The organism is Hymenobacter convexus, assembly GCF_030580955.1.
Taxonomy (GTDB): Bacteria; Bacteroidota; Bacteroidia; order Cytophagales; family Hymenobacteraceae; genus Hymenobacter.
Genome location: NZ_JAUQON010000003.1, coordinates 352,558 through 374,600, shown reverse-complemented (window position 1 = coordinate 374,600; position 22,043 = coordinate 352,558). Strand labels below are relative to the sequence as shown.

Genomic DNA, 22,043 nt, shown 5'->3' with positions numbered 1-22,043 from the left:
AATGGAAGCCCGCGCCCCCTACGGTTCGTTGCCGCCCGGCCCCCGCGACCTGAGCCCCCACGTGGCCCAGTGGCTGCGCGCGCAGGGCTTCCAGGTGTGGGAGCAGCCCACGCCCACGCCCAGCCTCTCGCTGGTGACCGGCACCTGGACGGGCCTGACGGGCGAGCAGTTCTCTTTTCAGTACGCTCACCACCACCCGCCCGCCGGCCCCGTCAGCTGGGCCGCGTGCAGCATGGGCGTGCTGCCGGCCGGGGCCCGGGAGGCCCAGGTCTGCTTTGCCAGCACCCAGGTGCGCCGCCTCAAGGAAGTGCGCCTGCTCGTGCTCGGCAACGACCAGTTCGACGCGGCCCGCACCCGCCTGAAGGCGGCCCGCGCCACCCTTACCCCATCCGCTAACCTTCCAAACGTCTAGCCGTGGCCCTGCTCGACCTGCCTACCCGCCAAGATTACGACGCCCTCCAAGCCAAGCTCGATGCCGTGCTGGCCTTCCTGCAAGCTCAGCGCCCGCCGGCCGCCGACGAGCTGGTGAGCGTGGAGCGGGTGGCCGCCTACACCCACTTCGACCGCCGCACGGTGGAGCAGTGGGTGGAGCAGGGCCGCTTTGACGGCCGGGGCAAGAAGGTGTACCTGCCGGCCTACCAGTTCTCGGGCCGGCTGCGCTTCAAGCTCGCCGAGGTGGAAGCCTTCGGGCTGGGCATCGGCGTGCTCAAGCCCTCGCTTCAGCCCGGCGGCCGGCCCGAGCCAGTGAAGGCGGCCCCCAAGAAATCCGCCAAATCCGCTGCCGTGGCCTCCGAGCAGGCCCTGCGCGTGGCCTAACCCTTTTTCCCAATCTCTCTCCGCTCATGATTACCGTCTACACCTCTGACCCCGCCGATAGGGGCCTGGCGGGCTTCGTGCTCGCCCTGGGCTTCAACTTGCAGCGGCCGGTGCGCCTGCTGCCGCTCACCCGCCTGCCGGCCCCCGACCCGCTGCGCCTGCAGGCCCTGCGCGTGGAGCGCACGGAGCTCATCGAGTCCATCGCGCAGGCTGAACACGATTTGGAGCGCCTGGCCTACGGCGACGTGCCGGCCGACGCGGGCCGCGAGAACGGGCTCAAAGCCGACCGGGATGCCCTGCACGCGCGCCTGCGGGCGGTGGAGGCCATGCTCCGCGTGGGGAAGGGAGGGCTGCACAATGGCTAAGCCCCGCCTGCCCCGCACCCTGGGGGTGCTGCTGCTGCTCGTGCTCGGGCTGGCCTGCCTGAAGGAGGCCGGCGTGGCCCCGGTGGCCCACTGGAGCTGGTGGGCGGTGACGGCGCCCGTGTGGGGGCCGTGGGGCCTGCTGCTCACGGGGGCGCTGCTGCTCGTGGGCTTTAAGGCCACCGATAAGGCCACCGATAAGGCCGCCGATAAGGCCACCGATAAGGCCACCGATAAGGCCAGCAAGCCATGAGCGCCGCGCCCATGCCCATTCGCCCGCCGCCACTGGCCCGGCCACTGCCGTTGCAGTAGCCCCGTCGTCTAACGAAGACCCGTTGGTTTTTTGCCTCACCAGAAGGTTGAAAACTATGTAGCCAACGGATGCCCGCATCGAGCCGGGCCGGGTGCGCACTGGGCTAGCCGAAACGCTACCCGGCGGCCGCGCAGGGCAGGGATGACAGCCCCGGCCCGGCGCGTGCCGCCACTTTTTCCATATCGCTCACTCACCCCCCGCACGTTCGAAGAATGTTGCCGATTCCCTATTGCCCGTCCCGGGCGCGCATTGCCCTGTCCGAGTTCATCGAGCAGCGCAGCGCCCAGCTGCCCAAAACCTGGCGCACCCGCACGCTCAAAGCCCGCACCCGCAAGGACGGCACCCTGGTGCCGGCCCGCACGGAGCAGTACGCCGTGCGCGGCAGTATCCTCTCCGACGGGGCCGAGAAGACGGCCTGGGCCTTCATCCGCCTGGCGCTAAAAGCGGTGGGGGAGGTGCGCCGGGTGCCGCTGCTGGCCGGGCCCGCCGAAGCCGAGCTCGCCGAAGCCGAGCCCACCCCGCCGCCGGTGGCCACCAACAGCGAGGCCATCTGCCGCACCAGCGTGCGGGGCAAGCGCGTAGCCGGGCGCACGGTGCGCAACCACCTGGCCGAGATGAAGGCCGCCGGCATCATCACCCGCATGCAGTTCCGCGGCCGCCAGCGCGACTACTACGTGTGGATAAACCCACTGTTCCTGTGGGAAGCCGGTGAAAAACCCGCCCAGACGGCCGAAAAACCGCGTTTTCAAAAAGCCGCTTTTTCGGCGCTTCAGCCGCCGGAAGGCACAAACTTTCCGCCTAAAGGAGTTCATGAACCCATTCAAGCTACTGAAATAGAAACCGGCGGGGTGGATAAATGCGCTGCGCAACGGGGCCGAGAGGAGCCAGCAGTCCATCAGGCTACACCGTCAGGCTACACGGGGCAGCCGGCCCACCCCGTGCAGGCCGCGCAAGCGACGAAACAGGGGGCGGGGCGCGCGGCTGACGTTGTCGAGCCTTTGGAAGCCAAAACCGCGCCCACAGGGCCCCAAGGGCCGAAAACACGGGTGGCCCAGCGCCAGCGCAGCATGGTATTAGAGTTCTGGTGGGCAGCGCAGAAGGAGTTATATGCCCCGTTAAACCAATTATTTACCGAGGAGCAAAGCCGCCTGGCCTGCAACGCCATCTACTTCGGCGTGTACGGCGGGTTCCCGTCCGACTGGCCCCTAACGCAGCAGGAGCGCTACCACGAGCAGGCCCTGGAGCGCCTGGGCCTGGCGGCCGGCTACTTCGCCCGCAACCCGCACAAGTACCCGCCCATGCCCTACGCCGAGCACGTGGAGGGGGCCGGCTACTTCGACGCGGCCAACCAGAAGGGCTTCGTCGGGACCATGGCCTGGTACGCCACCCACCTGGCCCATCGCGGCCAGCGCGCCCTGGCTGATGGGCTACGCCGGGCGAGGCGTGAGCTGCGCCAGCACGCGCTGGGCACGGCCCCCAAGCGGGCCCAGGCCAAAACCACGCTCGAGCTCTACCGCTACCACGAGGAGCGCCTGCGCAAGCTGAGCCCGCAGGCCCTGGAGCGCTTCTACCAGCACTTTGCCCGGCCCGCCGCGGCCTAATCGTTCACTTTCTTCACCTCAACCACCATGTCTACTGAGCTTACCGCCAGCTGGCAGCGCCAGCAGCCGCACACCAAGGCCATCGTCTACTTCATCTCCGGCCCGGGCCAGGCCGGCCGCACGTTCTTCGCCCGCGAGCTGTACTTCAACCGCCCGGTGGCCAACCCCCGCCAGTACGGCATCGAGGGGCTCAAGCGCATGATTGACAAGTGGGGGCCGCAGCTGGTGGCCAGCGCCCTCATCATCGATTTGGAGCGCAACGAGGAGATTCACAAGTTTCTCTCGCAGAAAGGGTGGGTGGCATGAGCCTGGCCCACCTCGACCAATGCATCGAGCTCGGGCGCGGCGAGGCCGGCGAGCTCTGGTGGGCCGTGGCCGAAGTCGGCCGCCGCAACCTGGCCCGGCTCAGCCGGCCGCTCGGGGCCCGGGTGGACGCGGCCGGCGTGGTGGTGGCGCTGCCCGCGCTCGAGCGCGTGGCCCGGCGGCTGAAGCGAATCGACGAGCGGGAGCGCAGCCACGTGGGCATCCCCAGCCGCAAGCCCAAGCGGTTCCGGCTGAAGGTGGACGAGCTGGCCGCCCTTATGCTCTATGTGTGGCCGGAGTCTGCGCCAGGCCACATGGGCCACGTGTCACTGGGCAAGGTGCAGCAGAAGTCGCTGAATCTGGAGCGCTGCATCAGCTGGCCGTAAAACGAGTGGTTTTTCGGCTGCGGCGCGGCGGGGCTGCGGTACCGCTCGCCGTAGAAGTAGTCGGACAACCGAATCTCGTGCTGGAACAGCAGGTCGGGGTTCAGGTCGTAGGTAGCCCGGAGGATGGTCTCGTCGGTTTTTCCATCCACAAAGCGAACCGTATGCCGGCCCGTGGGAAGAAACCCGCGCATGGCGAGGTCGGCCTGCTGCCAGAGCTGCTGCCAGTGCTGGGCGTCGTCGGGGTTGAGGTTGTTTACGGCAAAGCGGATTTCTGTGTGGGTGTAACCGTTCTCCTTCACCTCGGTGGTATCGGGGCTCTCAATCTCAAACTCTTTGGACTCGGTGCAGCTGGCCAGCAGCGCACCCAACAAGAGCAGGTGCCAACGGCGCCGGAAAGTAGTAGGCATAAAAATAAATTAGAAGACCCGCAGAAGAACGCTGGCAAATTTATGCGAAGAACTTTGTGATTCAAAGTTAAATTACCGACTGCTGGAAGCTCCTTGCGGCGTCGCGGCTGTCTCAAAAAAAGTATTGCCTGAAAACACCTTGAAAATGCCCGTTTCCAGGGCGTTTTTCCTTCCTAAAAATTGTCGCTCAAAAACCAGATGAATAACCTGACACAAGCCCCGGTGCCGGTGGCCCTCTTTGCCCGCGTGAGCAAAGAGGCCCAGGACTTCGGCCGCCAGCTCATCGACACCCAGGCCCACGCCGACCGCGCGGGCCTGCAGGTGGTGGCCACCATTGCCGAGAAGCTCAGCGGCTCGCGCAACAGCCGGGCCCGGCGGCCAGACCTCGACCAGCTCCTGAGCCTGGCTAAGTCCGGCCGCATCCGGATGGTGCTCGTCACGGAGCTAAGCCGGCTGGGCCGGCGGGCCCGCGAAACCCGCCAGGTGGTGGAGCAGCTGGCCGACCTGGGCGTGTCGGTGTTTGCCCTCAATATCCAGCTGGGCTACCTGCTGCCCGACGGGAAGGTGAACCCGATGGCGCGCCTGGTGATGACCGTGCTCATGGAGGTGGACGAGATGGAAACCGAGCGGCTGAGCCACCGCATCCGCTCGGGCCAGGCCGTGGCCTTCGCCGGCGGCGCGCAGAAGGGCCGGCCCGTGGGCACGACCCAGGACGCGGAGAAGCTGCTGGCCAAATACCCCAAGGTGGTCAAGCTGCTGCGCAAGGGCAACGTGGTGCGCGATGTGGCCGAAGCGGCGGGCTGCTCGACCAACACGGTGCTGAAAGTGAAGCAGGCACTTTCGTCCTAATTTTAGGGGTTTTAGCTCTTGACCTTTGATTATCCTTTACTTCTAATTCCTTTCCTTGAGCGCCTCGCCCGTCTTCGCCATTCCCGTGCGTGCCCACGTGCGGCAGTTTCTGCTAAAAGAGTTCGGACCCGACATCTGGCAAATCCACCAGAACACCTTTCTGGGGCGCACCGTGCGCATGAAGGTGGAAAAGCTGCCCTACCGCCAGCTCAACCGGCCGGAGGTGGCCACCGGTACGGTGGTGCGCCTGAGTTTGCCCACGGCCCTGAAGCACTACACGCTCACGCCCGAGTCGGCCAAGGAAGTGGGAGAGATGCTCGACAAGTTCTTCCAGCAGCAGATGATTCAGTTTGTGAAGGGCCAGGTGGCCGTCACCCAGAACGAGCGGGCCGCGCTGCGCTCCTTTTACAAGCTCTACGACATCAACCCCAGCGACTACGACCTGGAGGAAGCCCGCAAGGTGTGGCGCGACTACAAGGACCGGGTGCTGAAGGAGAACGGCCACTTCGCGCTGATGTACCTGGGCGGGGGCATGCAGCTGCGCTCCGACTACGCGCTGACGGACTAGTTGCGTCCTAAATGCCGGGGGCTCGGCGCTGTTCCTTTGGCAGATGGAACCCAACAAGCTCCCCGATTTTATTGACTACTTCCGGCAGCTGGCCACGGCCAACCTCTCGCTCAACGGCAGCTTCGTGCACGGCGCGGCCGGCCGCATCCTGAGCCAGTCGCGCAGCGGGCTCGATTACCCGTGTTTGTGGCTGGAAACGCCCTCGCTGGCCTTTGAGGAGAAGGACGGCACGGCCCCGCTGGGCAAGCGCCGGTGCGCGTGGGTGGTGCTCCAAAAAGTGCCGCACGACGACTACGAAGCCCAGGACGCGGGCTGGGCGCAGGCTGAGCACCTGGCCCTGCAGGTGCTCAGCCGCATGCTGCGCGACCGCAAGAAGCGCCGGTTTCATTTCTCGCTGAACACGAACCCGCTGGAGCCCATTGCCACCATCACGGTTGACAACGAAATCGGCTTCCGCCTGGAATTCGAGCTGGAGCAGTACGTGCCCGATTTGGCCTACAACGCGGCGCTGTGGGCGCCCGATACCCTTTAATAGCGCCTCATGCTCATCGAAGTAAACACCACGTGGACGGCCACCGGCAACGGCGGCGGCGGCAAAACCCTCGTCGGCACCGGCACGGCCTTCGACACGGACACCCACCAGATTGTGCCCTTCTACGAGTCGCGCAACGCGGCCCTGCTCGACCCGGTGCCGCCGGCCGTGCACCGCCAGGCCGGCGACGTGCTGCACGTGGAATGCGACGCCGACCTCTCGGCCACGGTGTGGGTCTACGGCGGTGGCACGGCGGTGAGCAGCCGCATCGAAACGCACAGCGCGCTGTACTGCGGCTGGAGCCCGCCCACCCCGCCCGGGCCCAGCTGCGCCCTGGGCACGGCCAGCCTCACCCAGGGCGGCACGCCGGCGGGCCTCACGCTCACGGCCCACTTCGACGGCGTGGCCGTGGGGGCCATGCGCTACGCGCTCGACGGCGGGCCGGAGCAGGCCGACCCTGAATTCGCGGTGCAGCCCGGCACGCGCACGGTGCGCCTGCGCGACACCGGCGTGGCGGGCTGCACGCGGTCGGTGACGGTGGTGGTGAGCGCGGCCCCGCTGCTGGTGGTGCCGGCCGGCGCGCCCACCGGCGTGGACTTCGTGGGCCAGCCGCTCTGGTACCAGCCCGCCGGCGTGCCGGCCGGGGCCCAGGTGCTGGTGCAGGTGTGGGTCGAAAGCGCCCACGGGGCGGAGGACTTCAGCCAGGTGTTTGAGTTTCGCAAGTGGGCCGATGCGCAGGGCCGGGTGGCGTTTCAGCTCGACGGCGTGCTCTGGCCCCGGCTCGCGGCCTGGGTGCCGCCGGCGGCCGCCGTGGGCGCGCAGCTCTGCCGCACCCCGCTGGTGAACTACTTCCTGCGCACGGTGGTGTACGCCGCCGGCCAGGCCCCGGCCTACACCACCGGGCCGCTGCGCACGGCCCTGCGCGGCGGCCTGCCGGCCGAGCGGCGCGACGTCGACTACTTTGCCTACCGCCTCGAAGCCTACGGCCAGCCGCCGTTTCTGAGCTGGCAGCCGGCGGGCAAGACGCTCACACCGGAGCAGCCGGAGTGGCTGTTCTGGCTCTGCCCGGCGGCCGTGCCTTCGGTGCTCACCATCCGGCGCTCCTACGTCCGGACGGGCTTCGCCGGCAGCCCGCCGCTGGTGGTGGACGAAACGCTGAACCTGGCCGGCGGCCGCGGCGCCCAGAACCGGCTCGTGGCCATTCCGGTGCTGCCCCGCGCCGGTACCGATTCGGTGAGCGTGTCGCTTTATGACCCGGCCGGCGATTTTGTGAGCGGCCTGGTCACCTATCAAATGGTCGACCCCACGCCGCGCACCCGCTACCTGCTGTTCACCAACTCGCTGGGCGGCTGCGACACGCTGCGCACCGAAGGCCGGCTCGAGGCCACGCTGGAGGGCGCGGCCGCGAGCACGGAGCTGGTGGCCACGCCCGGCGGCCCGGCGCCGGCGGCCGAGCGCCAGGCCTACGACGTGGTGGCCAGCCGCAAGCTCCGGCTGGCCACCGGCTGGCTGAAGGCCGGGCAGCTGCGCTGGCTGCAGGAGCTGGTGCTCAGCCGCGAGCTGTGGGAGTGGCAGCCCGGCCGGGTGCTGCCCCTTGACGCGGCCAAGCGCCAGCTGGCCTACTACTCCGACGAGCAGCCCCTGCGCGGGCTGCTGCTCGAATTCGACTACGCCTTCGCGCCCACCGCCTACGCCAATTTCTGATGCTCGAACTCACTTCCGCCGGCCGGCCCGTCGTCCTGACCCCCGGCACCAGCGCGCAGCTGGAGTACAACTCGCCGCTCTTCGACGAGGACACGATACGGGGCACCTTCTCGTATTCGTTCAACGTGCCGGCCCCGCCCAACGGGCCGCTCTACGGCTATCCGGAGCGGCCCGACGCGGCCGCCGAACCCGGCGGGCTGCTGCCGGCCGAACTGGCCGAAAGCGGGGTGCCGCTGCTCAGCGGCAGCCAGCGGGTGCGCTCGGCTTCGGCCAAGCAGTACAGCGTGGCCGTGGGCGGCGGGCTGAGCGGGGCGGGGCTGAGCGAGCGGCCGCTGAGCAGCTTTGCCTACGGCGGGCTGCGCGAAGTCGAGCGCCTGGTGCCCATCGACCCGGGCAGCCCGCTGCTCATGCCGGGCCTGGTGCGCCACGCCAACGAGGTGGTGGCCAATCCGGCCGCCTACGACTACGTATTTGCTCCGCTCCGGAACGAGTACCGGACCGAGGCGGAGAAAACGGCCAGCGTCACGCCCGACCCGCTGCCGTTTCCGCCCCGCACGGTGAACGTGTGGGCCGTGTACGGCGCGCAGCTGCTGGGCATGCCGGCCGGCGGCAGCTTCAGCTACAACATTGACCTGGCGCTGCCGGGCGCCGCGCAGTTTCAGCAATTCGAAATGCTGCCGGCGTACTGCCCCTACCCGAAGCTGCGCTACGTGTTGCGGGCCGCGCTGCAGGAGTGCGGCCTGGCCATTGATGCCGACGGGTTTTTGCCGGGCGAGCTGGGTGATTTGGTGCTGGCCGGCAACGCGCGCCTGGTCGACCGCGGCGACGTGGCCACGCTGCGCTTTTCGCTGGCCGACGTGCTGCCCGAGCTGACCTTTGGCGAGTTGCTGGCCGCCCTGCGCCAGGATTTGGGCATCGTGCTCTACCAAGACCGGCTGAGCGGGCTGGTGCGCACGGCGTACCTGTTTGAGCAGGTGGCCGCCGATGCCGCCTACCTCGACCTGAGCCACCTGCTGGCCGGCGCGGCCGAGGTGAGCGTGGGCGATGCGGCGGGCCTGACGCTCACGTATCTCATGGACAGCAGCGACGAGCTGACGAAGGATTGGCTCACCAAGCAGCCGGCGGCCACGCTCACGCTCGCGGCGGTGGCCACCGTGGCCGACTTGCCGGCCACGGCGCGGCTGGCCGACAATCCGCAGAACGGCCAGGCCCGCCTCGTCGAAGCCCTCGATACGTATTATAGCTGCACGCTGAGCGCGCGCAGCGCCACGGAGGTGAACCTGACCTGGGCGCCGCTGGTGCTGCGCCTGCCCAACGTGCCGGTGAACGGCGGCGGGGACGAGCAAGCGCAGCGCATCAGCTACACGGCCGTGTTGCCCACGTGGGTGTCGGGCCAAACCGATGCCGACCCGGTCCCCGCTATCTCGCAGCCCGTCTACCGGGCCGACGCGGCCGATGTAGCCCGCAGCTCCGCGCTGCACCTGCTTTTTTACAACGGCCTGCAGCCAACCGCCGATGGGCTGGGCCACTACCCGCAGCTTTCGCCCGACTCGGCCAGCGGCACGCTGAGCGTGCGCCTGAGTGGGCCGGCCGGCACCTACGCCCAGCTGCTGGCCGGCTGGCTGGCCGTGAAGCTGCGGGCCGCCGCCTACCAGCTGCCGCTGCGACTGAGCGCCGCCGACCTGGCCCGGCTCGACCTGGTAACGCCGGTGCAGCTGGCCGGCGTGCGCTACCTGGTGCGCAAGCTCTCGGCCACCGCGCCGCTGCGCAAGCCGGCCACCGTGGAATTGGTGCGGCTCTAAAAAGGGGGGAAGCAATACGGGTCGCCCGAAAAAAAGGGGGGGATGGGCGTAAAAATAAATTTGCCAGTTCTTCCCCAGAATTTGCCAGTTCTTCCCCAACCCCTCTCCGAGAGCGGAGGGTAGGGGGTGGGGTAGTTGCCAGCCGATGCCGGGGGCCGGGGTGGCAATTGCCAGTCGACCGGCCCGGCCGGTGCCCCCGGCCAGCGGCCTACGCACGGGTGCTGGATTGTGGCTACTTGGCCGCATGAAGAAAGCAGAACTGGAATTGCGGCGCCACGCGCCGGTTGCCGGCGGCATCCTGGGCGAGTTGCTGCTGAACGGAAAATTCGTGTGCTACACCCTGGAGCGGGTGGGCGTGGCCATTCCGGCCGACGTGTACCAGGTGAGCCTGGACGTGAGCCCCAAGTTTCACAAGCTCATGCCCCTGCTGGTGGGGCCGCACGTGCCGGCCAAGTGGGGCGTGCGCATGCACTGCGGCACCAAGCCCGCGCACACCGACGCCTGCGTGCTGGTCGGCCTGGCGCACATGCCCAACCGGGCCAGCATCTACAAAACGGTGGAGGCCTTCGAGCAGCTCATGGGCCTGCTCATCGGCTTCGACGCCCTTACGCTCACGATTCGCTGATGCTGCCGCTGCTCTCCATTCCCCCTGACGACTGCGTGAACGTGGGCGGCCTGCTCTCGGGCGTGCGGGTGTGGCCGGTGGGCAACGTACTCAGCTACCCCGAGCCCGTGGCCTGCGTGCTGCCGGCCCTGCCGCTGCGCCAGGCCGGCAACTATGCCGACCTGTACTTCCTGGCCGACTCGGCCGGCTACAGCGAGGAGCCGGCCGAGGACGCTCAGGGCGACTTCTACCAAGTGAAGCTGCCGCTGCTCATCGCCGGCGACGCGCCCGACGTGAGCGAGGCCGTGGCCCGGCTCTCCGGCGGGCGCTACCTGGTGGCTTTCCTCGACGGCAACGGCCGCACCAAGCTGGCCGGCACGCCCGAGTGGCCGCTCAGGCTGCTCATCGGCACGGAAACCGGCAAGAAGGGCACCGACCGCAACGCGCTCACCTTCACCTTCAGCGGCGTGCTGCCGGTGCGCGCCCCCTTTTACTTAGAACAGGAACTCCCGACGCCAGCTGCCCGCCGCGCCTGGTCGGCGGGCTTCCATTTTGGCTTTAGCTGATGTACCCCCACGACGAAGACGAGGCGCTGGCGATAGTCGCCCAGCAATTTCCGGACAACACGGACGGCCGCATCACGCCCGCGATGGCCCGCACGGGCCTGGCCGGCCTGATTGCCCACCTCAAAAACCAGCCGCCGAACTTCTCGCCGGGCGCCGACCTGCGCGTGCGCTTCGAGACGGCGGCCCAGCTGCTGGCCGCCGGCGGCGTGTCGGCCGGCGACTGCCTGGAGGGGGAGAACGACGCCAACTTCTGCCTGGGCATGCTGGCCTGGGTGGAGTTTCCGCTGCGCGGCGGCATGGGCGCTTCGTTCCGGCTCATGTTCGACGGCGACCCGGCGCGCACGCCCGGTGACAATGGCGTGTGGGCGTACCGCACCGGGCGGATGGTGGTGGGCGCGCGCCTGCAGGCGCGGTGGGTGCCGCTGAGCGACCCCATCTCCGGCGTGCCGACCTACGACTACCTGCAAACCATCGCCGGTGCCGGCGGCTACGATTTCAAGGTGGGCGAGCCGGTGCGGGACTTTGCCGGTACCTCGGCCGAATACTTCTTTGCGGCCCTGGCAGCCGGCACCCTGCCCGCGCCCACAGCAGCTGCCGGCGACCTGAACTGGCGGCGCATTGCGCCCGAGGAGGTGGCCACCGTGGCCCCGCCGTTCTTTTTGCGTATCAGCCAGGCCACGGCCATCGCGCTCGACGCCGACGAAGCCGTGCAGTCGGGCGTGCGCTACGCGGTGGAGACGGGGGGCCAGTACGTGGAGCTGGTGGGCACCGAGGCCAAACGGTTTGCGCACGTGGGCGTGCTCAACGGCGAGCCGGTGCGGGTGGATATCCACACCGGGGCCATTACGCCCGCCGGTTACGACGACACGGACGTGCGCGGGCTCATCGGCGGGCTTGATACGCGGCTCGGCGATGTGGAAGCCGATTTGGTGTTTCTGGAACAGGAGGTCACGGACTTGGCGGTCACCGTGGGGCCGCTCGATGACCTGCGAACGACCACCAAAACCAGTCTGGTCAGCGCCACCAACGAGGTGCTGGGCCGGATTCCCGTGGCGTATACCCGCTTGGGCTTCGCTTCCGACGGTTACCTGACCCAGGCCTACGCCACGACCATCCTGGCCACGAAGGCCGCCACGGCCTTTACGCCCAACTACCAGATAGAAGTCGCGGCCGGGGCCACGCTCTCCCCCGGGCTAAACGGGGGCAAGTCCTACACGCTGAACGAAACCAACGTGCAGCTCGACAATCCGGCCACCGACCCGAGCAGCTACGGCAAGGTGGACCTGTACCGCGTCATCGGCCAGCGGGCGGCGAAGCTGAACGCCACCGCGCCCGCCACCATCGACGGCAACCCCAGCGTAGCGTTTCAGCCGGGCGAGTGGTTTGTGCTCAAGCAGCAGGCCAGCGGCCACACCATCGTCATGCGCGGCAGCACCCTGACGCCCACGCCCGGCGCCGGCACGACCTACACCGCCGGCGCGGGGATTAACATCAGCCCGCAAAACGTCATTACGGCCACCGGCGGCGGGGGCATCGACTACGTGAACTTCGTGGCGCACGCCACCAACACCGTGCTGACCGTGGCCGACATGGGCAAGCACCACGTGTTCACCGGCACCGGCCAGTCGCTGTGGACGGTGGCGCTGCCGGCGGCGGCCGACGTGGCCGGCAAGCTCATCAGCATTCAGGTTGGCAACTCGGCCAGCGGCATGTGGGAGCTGCAGGCCGCCGACATCGACGGCGAACCCGCCCGGCGCATGTGGTCCCGCGAGGTGGCCCTGCTGTGGAGCAACGGCACGAGCTGGCGAAAGCTGGGTGGCCGTTCCATCCCGCTGGTGCTCACGGTCGGCTTTCCGGCCGGCAACCAAGCGCTGGGGGGGCAGCAAATTACCACCCTGAACTTCACGCAGAAGGTCAGCGGCAACGCCCCGGACGAGATGCTGTTCGCGGCGGGCCTGGCCATCCGGGCCTTGCGCAAGGGCCTTTACGAGCCGGCGCTCACGGCTTACTGCATCGGCAGCAGCCAGTTTCGGCCCATCCAGGCCATCGCAAGCGTCAACGGCGACTACGGCAGCGCGCGCTCGGTGAACACGCCCTGCCTGGTGGGGGCGGACGGCGCCGGCCTGTTCTACTCCTCGCTGAGCATGGCCAGCAACCCGCTGGCCCTGGATGCGGGCGACTACGTGAACATCCGAACCTACACGGACGCCGCCATCGAGGTGCAGAACTACGACGCGCTGCGGCCCCGCTTTTCCCTCAACGAAGTCTTAACCTGGTAGCCCCATGCCGCTCGTCCTTTCCGCCCCGCCCTTCATCGACCGCGCCATCCGCCCGCTGCACATTGGCCCGCTCGTCTTTCAGCGCGTGCAGCGCTACCTGACGCACTACCCGGTGCAAAACCCTCAAACCGGCGACGTGGAAGTCTATGTGGAGGTGTGGGTGCGGCATTTTTTCACCAACGCGGACGGCACGGCCGGCGCCGATGCCGGCGCCGTGGTGGCCAACTACAAAGCCACCTACAAGGCCCTCAATTCGGAAATCATCGACGTCCGGACCCAGGAGATTGTCTACACCCGCCACCGGGAAACCGACCAGGAGTGGGCTGACCTGCTGGCCAACGACCCGCGCCCGCTGGCCGAGCGCGGCAACGCCTTTGGCCAGCAGATGCACGCGCTGCCCAGCGAAACGCAGGTGGCCCAGCTGGAGGCGGCGATGGACGCCGCCGATGGCCCGCCCTGGTATCGCTTCGGCCACGACGAGGAGCCTGCCGCCTGATGCCCCGCACCTTCGCCACCTACCTGCGCGCGGCCGTGCTCGTGCTGCTGGCCATGGCCCTCGTGGCCGCCTGCTGGAAGTTGCCTCTGCGCTAAAACACCAAGCCCCGCCCCACCCGGCGGGGCTTTTTCGGGGGTGCAAAACCGTCCTATGGGCCGGCGGGGCAAAAGGCGAACATTGTATACCGCCACCAAAGCGGGCTATCCATGGAAGATTTGCTCACCAGTTCCGCTTGGGCGCTTGAATCAACGTATTACGGCCTGGCCAAGGAGCGCATCCTGGCGCGCCTGGCCCAGGGCCTGCCCGCGCTGGTGGCCGAAGAATCGAAGCCGCGCCGTTACCCCCACGTGGACAAGGACGGCTACGCCACGATGTGGCAGGCCGTGGCCGAAGCCATCGGGAACGGGGTGCTACACCCGGCACCCGCCGCCGGCCTGGCCGCGAGCCTGGGCCAGGTGCTGGCCGGCCCCCGCGGTGGTGGCTCGGCCAACACCAGCGGCTCGAAAGTGGCCGTGCTGCCGATTCAGGGCACCGTGCAGAAGCGCGGCGGCTACTGCTCCCTGGGCACGAAGGACCTGGTGGCCCAGCTCAACGCCGCCAACCGCGACCCCGAGATTGCCGCCATCGTGCTCGACATCGACTCGCCCGGCGGGCAGGTGGACGGCACCGAGGAGCTGGCCCAGGCCTGCGCGCTGAGCGCCAAGCCCGTGGTGGCCTACATCGACGGGCTGGGCGCTTCGGCCGCGTACTGGATTGCCAGCCAGGCCAGCTACATCTTCATCAACTCGGCCTCGACCGGGTACGCCGGCAGCCTGGGCGTGCTCTGCATGAGCATCAACCAGGAAGCCTTCCTGGAAAAGCAGGGCTACAAGGTTGAAATCCTGCGCTCCGGCCGCGCCGTGGACAAGGCCCGCCTCAACCCGGTGGAGCCGCTCAGCGACGCGGTGCGCGCCTCGGTGCAGGCCGACCTCGACCAGATTGGCGAAACCTTCATCGCGGCCGTGGAGAAGGGCCGCGCCGGCAAGCTGAGCACGAAAGAGGACGTCTTCACCGGCAAAGTCTACCGCGGCGCCGAGGCCAAAAAGCACGGCCTGGTCGATGCCATCGGCTCGCTGCAGGATGCCGTCAACAAAGCCGCGCAGCTGGCCCAGTCGGGCTCGGGCAAACTCGCTTCATCCATCACTCAAACCCTCCAATTACACAATGGCATTTGAATTTAAGAACATCCTCAGCGCCATGGGCCTGAAGAACAGCACCGACGCGGTGACGGAAGCCCACTTGCAGGCGGCTGATGACAAAATCGCGCTGCTCACCCAGGAGAAAGCCGACGCCGATACCCGCGCCAACGTGGCTGAAGCCGCTCGGGTGACGGCCCAGACCGCGCTCGACACCGCGACGGCCAGCCTCACCACCGCCAACGAAACCATCACGAAAGTGACGGGCGAGCTGGACGCCGCCAACAAGAAGGTGGCCACGCTCGAGGAGTGGAAGAAAAACCAAAAGGCCACCGATGGCCGCCAGGAAGACGACAGCAACGACCTCGACAGCGAGGACGAGGGCCCGAAAGCTTCGTGGGAAGTCGCCGCTTCCAAAGCCATTGCCAGCGCCAAAAAGCGCGTCGGCGAGAAATAGGCCCCCTGCCGTCAGTAGTCATTCATTCAATTTTTCACGTTTTCGCTTTACGGCATACTTCGCATGTCAGCAATTGATTTCTCGGGCTTGCCCGCCAAAATGCAGGGCTACACCCTGCGCGAGTCGGAGCAGCTGCTCACGACCATTCTCATTACCGGCCAGTCGTTTCTCAACTACATGGGGCTGTTCCCCGACGTGACCGACGAGCTGGCCCTGACCCAGATTTTCGTGTCGAGCGTGCTCCAGCCCGGCGGCAAGGACACCTTCGACCCGAAGGGCACGGTGGGCTTCAAGAACCGCATCGGCAAGGTGCGCGAGTGCAAAATCGACTACACGCTCAAGCCCTCGGATATCCTGGCCATGTGGAAGGGCTACCTGGGCCGCATTGCCAAGAGCAAGCAGGGCTCGGTGTACGACGTGCCGTTCCAGCAGTACATCATCGACAAGCTGGCCGAGCGCGCCAAGGAGGAAATGCACCTCGACGCCGTGTTCAAGGGCGTGTACAACAAGGACAAGAAAACCGCCAACCGCGTGTTTGACGGTCTGTTGCCCCTGCTCTCGAAGGCGGGCGTGGTGCCGGCCGGCAACATCTTCGCCGGCGTGCCCATCACCCAGAACAACGCCATCGACCAGCTCGAAGGCATTTCGGACAAGGTGCCCTCGCACCTGCGCAACCGCAACCTGGTGATGCTGGTCGAGCCCACCGCGGCCACGTTCTACAACCGCGACTACCGCAACACGTTCGGCGCCAACACGAACAACACCGGCGGCTTCTCGCACACCACAATTGACGGCACGACCATCACCATCACGCCCGAGCCCGGCCTGGCCGACACCGGCGGCGTCATCATCACGCCGGCCGACAACCTGGTGTGGCTGACCGGCCCGCTGGGCGGGGGCCCCAACTCGTTCCTCATCGAGAAGAGCAAGCGCAACGTGGACATCATGTGCGACTTCCAGGCCGCGCCCGATATCAGTATTGCCGAGTACGTGTGGTGCAACGACGCCGCGCTGGAATTCGGCCAGGCGCTGATTGCCGCCGAAGCGGCCGAGCCCGACCCGGCCTAAGCCAAACGGCCCCGGCTGCCCGAAGGGGTAGCTGGGGCCCTGGGCTTTTCAGTTCCCGCCGCGAAGCATCTCACCTGGTACCATCCCCCGCTTTCCATTCTTCTTTATCACTCATGAAAAAAATCCTGCAATTCGGCATGCTGTTCGGCATGTTGCTTTTCCTGGCCGCCACGATGTTCCCGCAGCACGCGCTGGCCGTGGCCCACGCCCTGCCCCACGGGCCGGCGCTGCTCACCTTCCTGGTGGGCACCAGCGGCAGCGCCCTGGCCTGCACCATTGTGCCCATTGAGGCCATCGTCCTCGACGAGTGCCCCAACCCCGGCGGCCTGACCGACCTGCACGTGATTCGTCGGCGCGACATCGAGACGTTCCCCGAGCCGGATGCCGACAAGGTAACCGTCAGCACGGCCATCGTGCCCAAAACCGGTTGCGGCTTCGTGCCGTGGGAATTCGCCCAGGACACCGGCGAGGTGAACCACAGCAGCGGCGGCGAGGTGGGCAACAAGAGCATCAAGCACGAGGTGAACACCTACGTGCCCCGGGGCTCGGCCGAAACCGATGCCGTGATTCAAGCGGCCCTGAACGGTGACTTCGTGGTGATTGGCCGCGACAGCAACGGCAACCAGCGCATCGCCGGCGACAAGCGCCGGGGCGTCATCTTCGACCACGACTACAAGAGCGGCAAGAAAGGTGGCGACAAGAACGGCACGGACTTCAAGTTCGCGGGCGAGGGCTTCACCCACGTGCCGTACTACTACACGGCGGCCATTCCGCTGAAGGCGTAAGCCAGGCCCCCAGGGCTGTTCAATTATTCCTCATTCGTAAACAAGTACTTACATGGCACTGACCAAGTATGAGCTGGTGAACACCAACGGCCTGAAGGGCCTCAACTACAAGGGCGACAACATTGCGTTCGACAAAATCACGGATGATCTGGCCGACGAGCTGGTGGGCAAAACCCACGTGCTGAAGGCCAGGTCGCCCAAGGCGGCTGCCAAAGCCCTCGCGGCCGCTGAGGAGGCCCCGAAGTAGGCCCAGCCAGTGTTTGAGCAAAAAGCCCCGCCCATCCCGGCGGGGCTTTTTGCTTTTATCTTCGCCCCCGCGAATTACCTGTTACCCTTCTTGCCAAAATGCCCCTCGGCCGTGCCTTCCCTGGAAACGGCCGGGGGAGCGCGCGGGTGCAAGTCCCGTAGTTTCTGGGGCGTTTTGGCGTCACAGGTAATTCGCAGCGATTCCTCCGGCTTTTCCTGGCGCTGCCCATGTCCCCCGCTCCCTTTTCCCGGTTGCCGCCCCTCGCGCAGGTGCTCACGGAGCACGGCATCAAACCCAAAAAACTGCGGGAAGGCGTGCGCCAGTACCTGGCGCTCATTGAGGAGTTGCTGGCCGAAACCGATGCGTTTGCCGAGCCCTACCAGGTGCTCGAGCTCAGCGACCGCCGGCAGGAGGTAGCCACGTTTTACGCCCTGCTGCTCGCCTGATTGCGTCCTACGGGCCGCCGGCTCCTTCGGCTAGCTTGGATTTCAACGAACCTGAAATCCAAGCAATCCAACGATGGGACAAGAACGAGAAGGGGTTATCAGCTGGCTCGAAGCCGGCGAGTCGGCCGACTACCGCGCCGGCGTGCTGCTGCTGCAGGAGCACGGCGGCCCGCGCAGCCTGGTCAGCATGCTGCTGCGCAAAGAGTCGGACTCGAGCCGCGCGAAGCTGCGCTACGAGCTGGTGAAGGTGGGCTGCGGCGGCCGGCTGGGCGACGTGCAGGAAGTGCTGAGCCACTTCGCGCAAGCGGTGCAGGGCGCGGTGGCCCCGGTGGTCGAGCCGCTGGCCGAGCAGCCCGCGCCCGAGGCAGTGCCCGAAGCCGTGCGCGCGGAGGTGGACGAGCTCACCCAGCTCATGCAGCGGGTGTACAATCAGCGGTGCCAGCTGAGCAACACGCTGGCCGACCTCGCGCCGGCCGAGGGCCCGCGCGTCGTGGGCGAAATCCTGCGCCTGCAAAACCAGTACAACGCCCTCTCGGAGAAACGCCGGCGCCTGGTGGCCGGCGAGGCCGTGGCCCTGGAGGCGGAGCAGCCCGCCCCTGAAGCCGCGCCGGTAGTGGACCGGGCCCAACTGGTGAAAGACCGCCAGAACCTGCGCTCGAACCTGAGCAAGGCCAAAAAGAAGCTCGAAAGCGCGACCTCGGCCGAGAAGCGCAGCGAGCTGGAGCAGAAAATTGCCCAGATGGGCGTAGAGCTGGCCCACCTCGAAATGCAGCTCTCGCTGCCCCAGGCATGAGAACCGGCCTCTTTGCCCGCATCGCGCTGGTAGTCGTCGGCCTTATGCTGGGGCTGTGCGTGCTCTCGTGCGTGATGCCCCCCCGCTTTCAGCAGGCCCCGCGCAAGTCGCGGCGCTATTATCAACACCGGCAGCGCGTGCACGAGCGTGAGCGCCGCCACCATTACCACCGTTCCTGATGGCCCATCCCCGCATGTGGCGGCCTGTCCAGCGCCGCCTCGACCAGCTCACGCCGCTCGAAAACAACCCCTTCGGCAAAATCACGGCCGAGAAGCGCCGCCGTCTGGAGCAGAAGCTGCTCGAACTCGGCACCTTTGAAGCGGCCACCGTCGACAACGAGGGCGTGCTGCTCACCTTCAACAAGCGCCACAACCTGCTGCTGGGCCTCTACGGCCCGAGCTACGAGGTCACGGTACTGGAGCCCACCGGCGAGCTCACGGACACCCAGCGCCGGAAAATCATCCTGGCGTCCAACGTCAACGAGGGCGAGTGGATTGATGACATTCTGCGCCAGGACTACGACGACGTGATGGCCGACGTGGGCGTGCAGCTGAGCGCGCTCGATGCCGAGGCCGAAGCAGCCACCGGCGCCGGCAAGGAGGCGGAGGCGGAGTTTCCGATTGTGGCCGAGTTTTCGGAGAAGTACGACGCCGTGGTGATTGTCTGCCGCAACGACATCGACGCCAACTTCGTGCGCGAGGTGCTGGGCCTGGCCAAGGAGCAGAGCTACAAAAGCAAGGAAGTGGGCCAAACCCGCGTCATCGACGCGAAAGTCTTCTGCGAGAAATGGAAGTCCCGATAGTCATTCCCTCGCACAAGCGGGCCGGCCGCATCCTCACCCTGGCGGTGGTGCCCTCGGCCATTCTCTGCATTCCGGAGAGCCAGCGGGCCGAGTACGCGCTGGCGCACCCGGACGCGGAGCTGGTAACGCACCCCGATAGCGTGGTGGGCCTGGCCCGCAAGCGCAACTGGATGTACTCTCACTTCGGCGACATGCTCCAGCTCGACGACGACATCACCGACTTTCGGCGCATGTACCTGCCGGCCGGCGAGAAGGTGAGCGTGGCGCCCGACCGGGTGCAGGCCATCGTGCAGGAAACCGCCTACGCCGCCAAACAGGCCGGGGCGTACCTCTGGGGCTTCACCAGCAACCCCAACCCGACGATGTACAAGAGCCTGGCGCCTATCAGCCTTACAGGCTACATCACCGGCTGCGCCACCGGGCTGCTGGCCGGCTCGAAGCTCTGGTACAACCCCGATATCATCTGCAACGAGGATTACTGGATTTCCTGCCTGAACGCCTACTACCACCGCATCATCTGGAAGGATACGCGCTACACCTTCATTCAGAAGGATACGTTCGTGGGCCAGGGTGGGCTGGCCGAATTCCGGAACATCGATGCGGAGAGGGCCGACTTCGAGCTACTGAAGCGCTGCTTCGGTGATGCGATTCAGGAAAAGAAGGATGGCAAGCTGGCTAAGCGGAAGCATCCGTTTCAGAAGACGATGAAGCTGCCGTTTTAAATTTAATTGTGCTGAATTAGCTAGGTTTGCGGGCATTTGACACTACCTGCATTTCAGTTTTATGCTTCTGCAAACAGCTTCATTCTTCCAAGTTGTAACGCCCCCTTTAATTGCCTTCTTAGGCACGCTACTAGTTGTAGCCGCCGCGATGTATAGTGCTACGGTGGCTATTAAAGGATGGACGGCTACTCATCAATTCACCGTTGACCGTGAAATTGAAGCTAAAAGAAGGGAACAGCGCATCGCCTACTTGATAAAAGCGTATCGCGGGTTGGCAAAATTCAGCCCGTATTTACGCTTGAATTTATTGCACCAAGTTAGGGGCGAGGTACAGGAAGCCATCGCAGATATACAATACTTAGGTAGCAAAGAACAAGTAGCCCTTGCCGTTAAGTTTACTGATGATGTTCGCAATTCTAAGCCCCTTGACCTAGACCCTTTAATGAATTCCCTACGCGACGAGCTTCGGAAGGAAATGGGTAAAGAAAAGGTTAGTGGTAACGTTAGTTGGATATTCATTAAAGACCCGGCACCAACACCGGCACCAACACCGGCACCAACACCGGCACCAACACCGGCACCAACACCGGTACAATCCCAAAATGACATAAAAAAAGCCCCGTAGTCTACACTACGGGGCTTTTTTTGCCAGAATCTTATTAGAAAATAAAGGTTGTTTGGCTTCTGTAACTGGTTCTGTATGAAGAACTTTATATCATCAGTTCACCACTTACACATCTCAAACAACCCCATGAAAAAGTTAACCGCAACCGCCGCCATCAAGACTGCTCTGGCAGCCGAAACCACCGCCCAGAAGCTCGACCTGCTGCTCGACTTCATCAATAGCCAGTACGAGAGCGAGGCGAACCTGCCCGCCGGCAGCAAGCTGGGCAAGACGCTCGACACCCTGCGCGATGAGTTGGCCGCTGAGGCCCTGACCAAGCTGGCCACCCGCCCCGGCCGCAAGCCGGCCGCCGCCCCGGCCGTAGTGGCCGAAGCCGCGCCGGCGGAAGCCGAGCAGCCCGCCGCCCCGCTCGACAGCGTGGCCCTGATGAACCAGGCCGAGGCTGACTTTGCCGCCAGCTGGTCGTCGCCCGCCGCTCCCGAGCGCGTGGAGCTGCCCGAGCCCACCGACGAAGACCTGGCCAATGAGTCGTTCGGCAACGAAGCGCTGGCCGAGGCGCTGGGTATCCTCGATGCCGCCGTGGTGCGGGAGTCGACGCCGCCCGCGCCGGTGCATCCGGTGGCCCCGGCCGAGCGCCAGGCCTTCCGCTCGGAAGCGCTGGAGCTCATCCTGAACGCGGCCGTGCCGGCGAGTACGAAAACGTACTCGCCCTTGAGCCACCTCGATTTGATTACGTCGGTGAAGGAGCAGCTCGACAAGCGCGGGCTGAAGGTGAAGGACGAGCGCTACCAGGAGAATCGCAAGGGCCAGCAGATGTTCGGCCACCTGACGGTGGAAGGGTTCAACGGCGAGCAGGATATGTGCTTGGGTTTCCGCAACAGCTACGATAAGAGCATGCAGGTGGGCGTAGTAGGCGGCTCGCGCGTGATTGTGTGCTCGAACATGATGTTCGCCGGCGACTTCAAGGCCCTGGCCATGCACAACGGCAACCTGGTGCAGGAGCTCAACACGATGCTGGGCAAGGCCGCCGACCGGCTGGAGGAGCACTACCGCAAGCTTCAGCTGGATTCCGACAAAATGAAGCAGGTGGAGGTCAACCCGCGCCTCATCCACGAAATCCTCGGGGAGCTGTTTTACTCCGAGTCGGTGGTGAGCGAGGCCCAGCTGCGCATCATCCGCGGCGAGCTGCGCGCGCAAACCAACTTCGGCGACGGCAGCCTGTGGGACATCTACAACCACACCACCGAGGCGCTGAAGACCACGCCCAGCGGCCTCATCATCGGCCGGCACATCGAGGCGCACCAGTTCTACATGCAGCGCGCCTAACCCCTCATT

The 22,043-nt window shown here is 66.2% G+C and carries 29 protein-coding genes; 28 read left to right on the top strand and 1 reads right to left on the bottom strand.

The window, feature by feature from the left end; translation table 11 throughout:
* Position 1 precedes the first annotated feature (1 nt).
* From Q4S41_RS08320 to Q4S41_RS08290, 7 genes are all read left to right on the top strand, one after another.
* Positions 2-412 (top strand): hypothetical protein, encoded by a 411-nt coding sequence (locus Q4S41_RS08320; protein WP_305030645.1) that lies wholly within the window; start codon positions 2-4, stop codon positions 410-412.
* A gap of 2 nt (positions 413-414) precedes the next feature.
* Positions 415-816 (top strand): helix-turn-helix domain-containing protein, encoded by a 402-nt coding sequence (locus tag Q4S41_RS08315; RefSeq protein ID WP_305030644.1) that lies wholly within the window; start codon positions 415-417, stop codon positions 814-816.
* Between the two features lie 26 nt (positions 817-842).
* Complete coding sequence (locus Q4S41_RS08310) at positions 843-1,181, top strand: hypothetical protein (protein ID WP_305030643.1); 339 nt, start codon at positions 843-845, stop codon at positions 1,179-1,181.
* Positions 1,174-1,431, top strand: coding sequence for a hypothetical protein (locus Q4S41_RS08305; RefSeq protein WP_305030642.1), 258 nt, complete (start codon positions 1,174-1,176; stop codon positions 1,429-1,431). Before Q4S41_RS08310 ends, Q4S41_RS08305 begins: the two co-directional genes overlap by 8 nt.
* 272 nt (positions 1,432-1,703) lie before the next feature.
* Complete coding sequence (locus tag Q4S41_RS08300; protein ID WP_305030641.1) at positions 1,704-3,092, top strand: hypothetical protein; 1,389 nt, start codon at positions 1,704-1,706, stop codon at positions 3,090-3,092.
* 27 nt (positions 3,093-3,119) lie between these two features.
* A complete protein-coding gene (locus tag Q4S41_RS08295; RefSeq protein ID WP_305030640.1) occupies positions 3,120-3,398 on the top strand; it encodes a hypothetical protein in 279 nt (92 codons plus the stop codon).
* Entirely contained in the window at positions 3,386-3,781 is a 396-nt protein-coding gene (locus tag Q4S41_RS08290) for a hypothetical protein (protein WP_305030639.1), read from the top strand. Before Q4S41_RS08295 ends, Q4S41_RS08290 begins: the two co-directional genes overlap by 13 nt.
* On the opposite strand, the gene Q4S41_RS08285 is transcribed toward Q4S41_RS08290, so the two are convergent.
* The gene (locus Q4S41_RS08285) at positions 3,679-4,188 is read right to left on the bottom strand and encodes a hypothetical protein (RefSeq protein WP_305030638.1); all 510 of its coding nucleotides are present in this window, start codon (positions 4,186-4,188) and stop codon (positions 3,679-3,681) included. The two genes, Q4S41_RS08290 and Q4S41_RS08285, sit on opposite strands and share 103 nt — an antisense overlap.
* Positions 4,189-4,386: 198 nt before the next feature.
* Here Q4S41_RS08285 and Q4S41_RS08280 point away from each other — a divergent pair, with 198 nt between their 5' ends.
* The 21 genes from Q4S41_RS08280 (at position 4,387) to Q4S41_RS08180 (ending at position 22,034) form a co-directional block, all read left to right on the top strand.
* Positions 4,387-5,037, top strand: coding sequence for a recombinase family protein (locus Q4S41_RS08280; protein WP_305030637.1), 651 nt, complete (start codon positions 4,387-4,389; stop codon positions 5,035-5,037).
* 55 nt (positions 5,038-5,092) lie between these two features.
* Positions 5,093-5,605, top strand: a complete 513-nt coding sequence (locus tag Q4S41_RS08275; RefSeq protein WP_305030636.1) for a hypothetical protein — start codon at positions 5,093-5,095, stop codon at positions 5,603-5,605.
* Between the two features lie 43 nt (positions 5,606-5,648).
* Positions 5,649-6,137 (top strand): hypothetical protein, encoded by a 489-nt coding sequence (locus Q4S41_RS08270; protein WP_305030635.1) that lies wholly within the window; start codon positions 5,649-5,651, stop codon positions 6,135-6,137.
* A 9-nt stretch (positions 6,138-6,146) separates the two neighbouring features.
* Positions 6,147-7,841, top strand: coding sequence for a hypothetical protein (locus Q4S41_RS08265; RefSeq protein ID WP_305030634.1), 1,695 nt, complete (start codon positions 6,147-6,149; stop codon positions 7,839-7,841).
* Positions 7,841-9,643, top strand: coding sequence for a hypothetical protein (locus Q4S41_RS08260; RefSeq protein ID WP_305030633.1), 1,803 nt, complete (start codon positions 7,841-7,843; stop codon positions 9,641-9,643). Before Q4S41_RS08265 ends, Q4S41_RS08260 begins: the two co-directional genes overlap by 1 nt.
* Positions 9,644-9,887: 244 nt before the next feature.
* Positions 9,888-10,268: a DUF5675 family protein gene (locus Q4S41_RS08255; protein WP_305030632.1), complete on the top strand. Its 381-nt coding sequence runs from the start codon at positions 9,888-9,890 to the stop codon at positions 10,266-10,268.
* A complete protein-coding gene (locus Q4S41_RS08250) occupies positions 10,268-10,813 on the top strand; it encodes a hypothetical protein (RefSeq protein ID WP_305030631.1) in 546 nt (181 codons plus the stop codon). The genes Q4S41_RS08255 and Q4S41_RS08250 overlap by 1 nt, the downstream gene beginning before the upstream one ends.
* The gene (locus Q4S41_RS08245) at positions 10,813-13,092 is read left to right on the top strand and encodes a hypothetical protein (protein ID WP_305030630.1); all 2,280 of its coding nucleotides are present in this window, start codon (positions 10,813-10,815) and stop codon (positions 13,090-13,092) included. The genes Q4S41_RS08250 and Q4S41_RS08245 overlap by 1 nt, the downstream gene beginning before the upstream one ends.
* A gap of 4 nt (positions 13,093-13,096) precedes the next feature.
* Positions 13,097-13,588, top strand: a complete 492-nt coding sequence (locus Q4S41_RS08240) for a hypothetical protein (RefSeq protein ID WP_305030629.1) — start codon at positions 13,097-13,099, stop codon at positions 13,586-13,588.
* 206 nt (positions 13,589-13,794) lie between these two features.
* A complete protein-coding gene (locus Q4S41_RS08235) occupies positions 13,795-14,802 on the top strand; it encodes a S49 family peptidase (protein WP_305030628.1) in 1,008 nt (335 codons plus the stop codon).
* Complete coding sequence (locus Q4S41_RS08230; protein ID WP_305030627.1) at positions 14,792-15,220, top strand: hypothetical protein; 429 nt, start codon at positions 14,792-14,794, stop codon at positions 15,218-15,220. Before Q4S41_RS08235 ends, Q4S41_RS08230 begins: the two co-directional genes overlap by 11 nt.
* 63 nt (positions 15,221-15,283) lie before the next feature.
* Positions 15,284-16,288, top strand: coding sequence for a hypothetical protein (locus Q4S41_RS08225; RefSeq protein WP_305030626.1), 1,005 nt, complete (start codon positions 15,284-15,286; stop codon positions 16,286-16,288).
* Positions 16,289-16,401: 113 nt separating this feature from the next.
* Positions 16,402-17,073: a hypothetical protein gene (locus Q4S41_RS08220; RefSeq protein ID WP_305030625.1), complete on the top strand. Its 672-nt coding sequence runs from the start codon at positions 16,402-16,404 to the stop codon at positions 17,071-17,073.
* Between the two features lie 52 nt (positions 17,074-17,125).
* A complete protein-coding gene (locus tag Q4S41_RS08215; protein ID WP_305030624.1) occupies positions 17,126-17,320 on the top strand; it encodes a hypothetical protein in 195 nt (64 codons plus the stop codon).
* Positions 17,321-17,547: 227 nt separating this feature from the next.
* Complete coding sequence (locus Q4S41_RS08210; protein WP_305030623.1) at positions 17,548-17,766, top strand: hypothetical protein; 219 nt, start codon at positions 17,548-17,550, stop codon at positions 17,764-17,766.
* Between the two features lie 73 nt (positions 17,767-17,839).
* Positions 17,840-18,559: a hypothetical protein gene (locus Q4S41_RS08205; protein WP_305030622.1), complete on the top strand. Its 720-nt coding sequence runs from the start codon at positions 17,840-17,842 to the stop codon at positions 18,557-18,559.
* Entirely contained in the window at positions 18,556-18,738 is a 183-nt protein-coding gene (locus tag Q4S41_RS08200) for a hypothetical protein (protein ID WP_305030621.1), read from the top strand. Before Q4S41_RS08205 ends, Q4S41_RS08200 begins: the two co-directional genes overlap by 4 nt.
* A complete protein-coding gene (locus tag Q4S41_RS08195) occupies positions 18,738-19,361 on the top strand; it encodes a hypothetical protein (RefSeq protein ID WP_305030620.1) in 624 nt (207 codons plus the stop codon). Before Q4S41_RS08200 ends, Q4S41_RS08195 begins: the two co-directional genes overlap by 1 nt.
* Complete coding sequence (locus tag Q4S41_RS08190; RefSeq protein WP_305030619.1) at positions 19,346-20,083, top strand: GREB1-related protein; 738 nt, start codon at positions 19,346-19,348, stop codon at positions 20,081-20,083. The genes Q4S41_RS08195 and Q4S41_RS08190 overlap by 16 nt, the downstream gene beginning before the upstream one ends.
* 61 nt (positions 20,084-20,144) lie before the next feature.
* A complete protein-coding gene (locus tag Q4S41_RS08185; RefSeq protein WP_305030618.1) occupies positions 20,145-20,708 on the top strand; it encodes a hypothetical protein in 564 nt (187 codons plus the stop codon).
* Between the two features lie 126 nt (positions 20,709-20,834).
* On the top strand, positions 20,835-22,034 hold the full coding sequence (locus tag Q4S41_RS08180; RefSeq protein WP_305030617.1) for a DUF932 domain-containing protein: 1,200 nt from the start codon (positions 20,835-20,837) through the stop codon (positions 22,032-22,034).
* The last annotated feature ends 9 nt before the right edge of the window (positions 22,035-22,043 follow it).

What these genes read in the sequence shown, in the direction of transcription:
- Q4S41_RS08265 (WP_305030634.1), top strand. Translation starts at nt 6,147, where the DNA reads ATGCTCATCGAAGTAAACACCACGTGGACGGCCACCGGCAACGGCGGC.
- Q4S41_RS08200 (WP_305030621.1), top strand. Translation starts at nt 18,556, where the DNA reads ATGAGAACCGGCCTCTTTGCCCGCATCGCGCTGGTAGTCGTCGGCCTT.
- Q4S41_RS08255 (WP_305030632.1), top strand. Translation starts at nt 9,888, where the DNA reads ATGAAGAAAGCAGAACTGGAATTGCGGCGCCACGCGCCGGTTGCCGGC.
- Q4S41_RS08250 (WP_305030631.1), top strand. Translation starts at nt 10,268, where the DNA reads ATGCTGCCGCTGCTCTCCATTCCCCCTGACGACTGCGTGAACGTGGGC.
- Q4S41_RS08190 (WP_305030619.1), top strand. Translation starts at nt 19,346, where the DNA reads ATGGAAGTCCCGATAGTCATTCCCTCGCACAAGCGGGCCGGCCGCATC.
- Q4S41_RS08260 (WP_305030633.1), top strand. Translation starts at nt 7,841, where the DNA reads ATGCTCGAACTCACTTCCGCCGGCCGGCCCGTCGTCCTGACCCCCGGC.
- Q4S41_RS08225 (WP_305030626.1), top strand. Translation starts at nt 15,284, where the DNA reads ATGTCAGCAATTGATTTCTCGGGCTTGCCCGCCAAAATGCAGGGCTAC.
- Q4S41_RS08180 (WP_305030617.1), top strand. Translation starts at nt 20,835, where the DNA reads ATGAAAAAGTTAACCGCAACCGCCGCCATCAAGACTGCTCTGGCAGCC.
- Q4S41_RS08210 (WP_305030623.1), top strand. Translation starts at nt 17,548, where the DNA reads ATGTCCCCCGCTCCCTTTTCCCGGTTGCCGCCCCTCGCGCAGGTGCTC.
- Q4S41_RS08295 (WP_305030640.1), top strand. Translation starts at nt 3,120, where the DNA reads ATGTCTACTGAGCTTACCGCCAGCTGGCAGCGCCAGCAGCCGCACACC.
- Q4S41_RS08320 (WP_305030645.1), top strand. Translation starts at nt 2, where the DNA reads ATGGAAGCCCGCGCCCCCTACGGTTCGTTGCCGCCCGGCCCCCGCGAC.
- Q4S41_RS08195 (WP_305030620.1), top strand. Translation starts at nt 18,738, where the DNA reads ATGGCCCATCCCCGCATGTGGCGGCCTGTCCAGCGCCGCCTCGACCAG.
- Q4S41_RS08280 (WP_305030637.1), top strand. Translation starts at nt 4,387, where the DNA reads ATGAATAACCTGACACAAGCCCCGGTGCCGGTGGCCCTCTTTGCCCGC.
- Q4S41_RS08240 (WP_305030629.1), top strand. Translation starts at nt 13,097, where the DNA reads ATGCCGCTCGTCCTTTCCGCCCCGCCCTTCATCGACCGCGCCATCCGC.
- Q4S41_RS08305 (WP_305030642.1), top strand. Translation starts at nt 1,174, where the DNA reads ATGGCTAAGCCCCGCCTGCCCCGCACCCTGGGGGTGCTGCTGCTGCTC.
- Q4S41_RS08215 (WP_305030624.1), top strand. Translation starts at nt 17,126, where the DNA reads ATGGCACTGACCAAGTATGAGCTGGTGAACACCAACGGCCTGAAGGGC.
- Q4S41_RS08230 (WP_305030627.1), top strand. Translation starts at nt 14,792, where the DNA reads ATGGCATTTGAATTTAAGAACATCCTCAGCGCCATGGGCCTGAAGAAC.
- Q4S41_RS08245 (WP_305030630.1), top strand. Translation starts at nt 10,813, where the DNA reads ATGTACCCCCACGACGAAGACGAGGCGCTGGCGATAGTCGCCCAGCAA.
- Q4S41_RS08310 (WP_305030643.1), top strand. Translation starts at nt 843, where the DNA reads ATGATTACCGTCTACACCTCTGACCCCGCCGATAGGGGCCTGGCGGGC.
- Q4S41_RS08300 (WP_305030641.1), top strand. Translation starts at nt 1,704, where the DNA reads ATGTTGCCGATTCCCTATTGCCCGTCCCGGGCGCGCATTGCCCTGTCC.
- Q4S41_RS08205 (WP_305030622.1), top strand. Translation starts at nt 17,840, where the DNA reads ATGGGACAAGAACGAGAAGGGGTTATCAGCTGGCTCGAAGCCGGCGAG.
- Q4S41_RS08285 (WP_305030638.1), bottom strand. Translation starts at nt 4,188, where the DNA reads ATGCCTACTACTTTCCGGCGCCGTTGGCACCTGCTCTTGTTGGGTGCG.
- Q4S41_RS08220 (WP_305030625.1), top strand. Translation starts at nt 16,402, where the DNA reads ATGAAAAAAATCCTGCAATTCGGCATGCTGTTCGGCATGTTGCTTTTC.
- Q4S41_RS08270 (WP_305030635.1), top strand. Translation starts at nt 5,649, where the DNA reads ATGGAACCCAACAAGCTCCCCGATTTTATTGACTACTTCCGGCAGCTG.
- Q4S41_RS08235 (WP_305030628.1), top strand. Translation starts at nt 13,795, where the DNA reads ATGGAAGATTTGCTCACCAGTTCCGCTTGGGCGCTTGAATCAACGTAT.
- Q4S41_RS08185 (WP_305030618.1), top strand. Translation starts at nt 20,145, where the DNA reads ATGCTTCTGCAAACAGCTTCATTCTTCCAAGTTGTAACGCCCCCTTTA.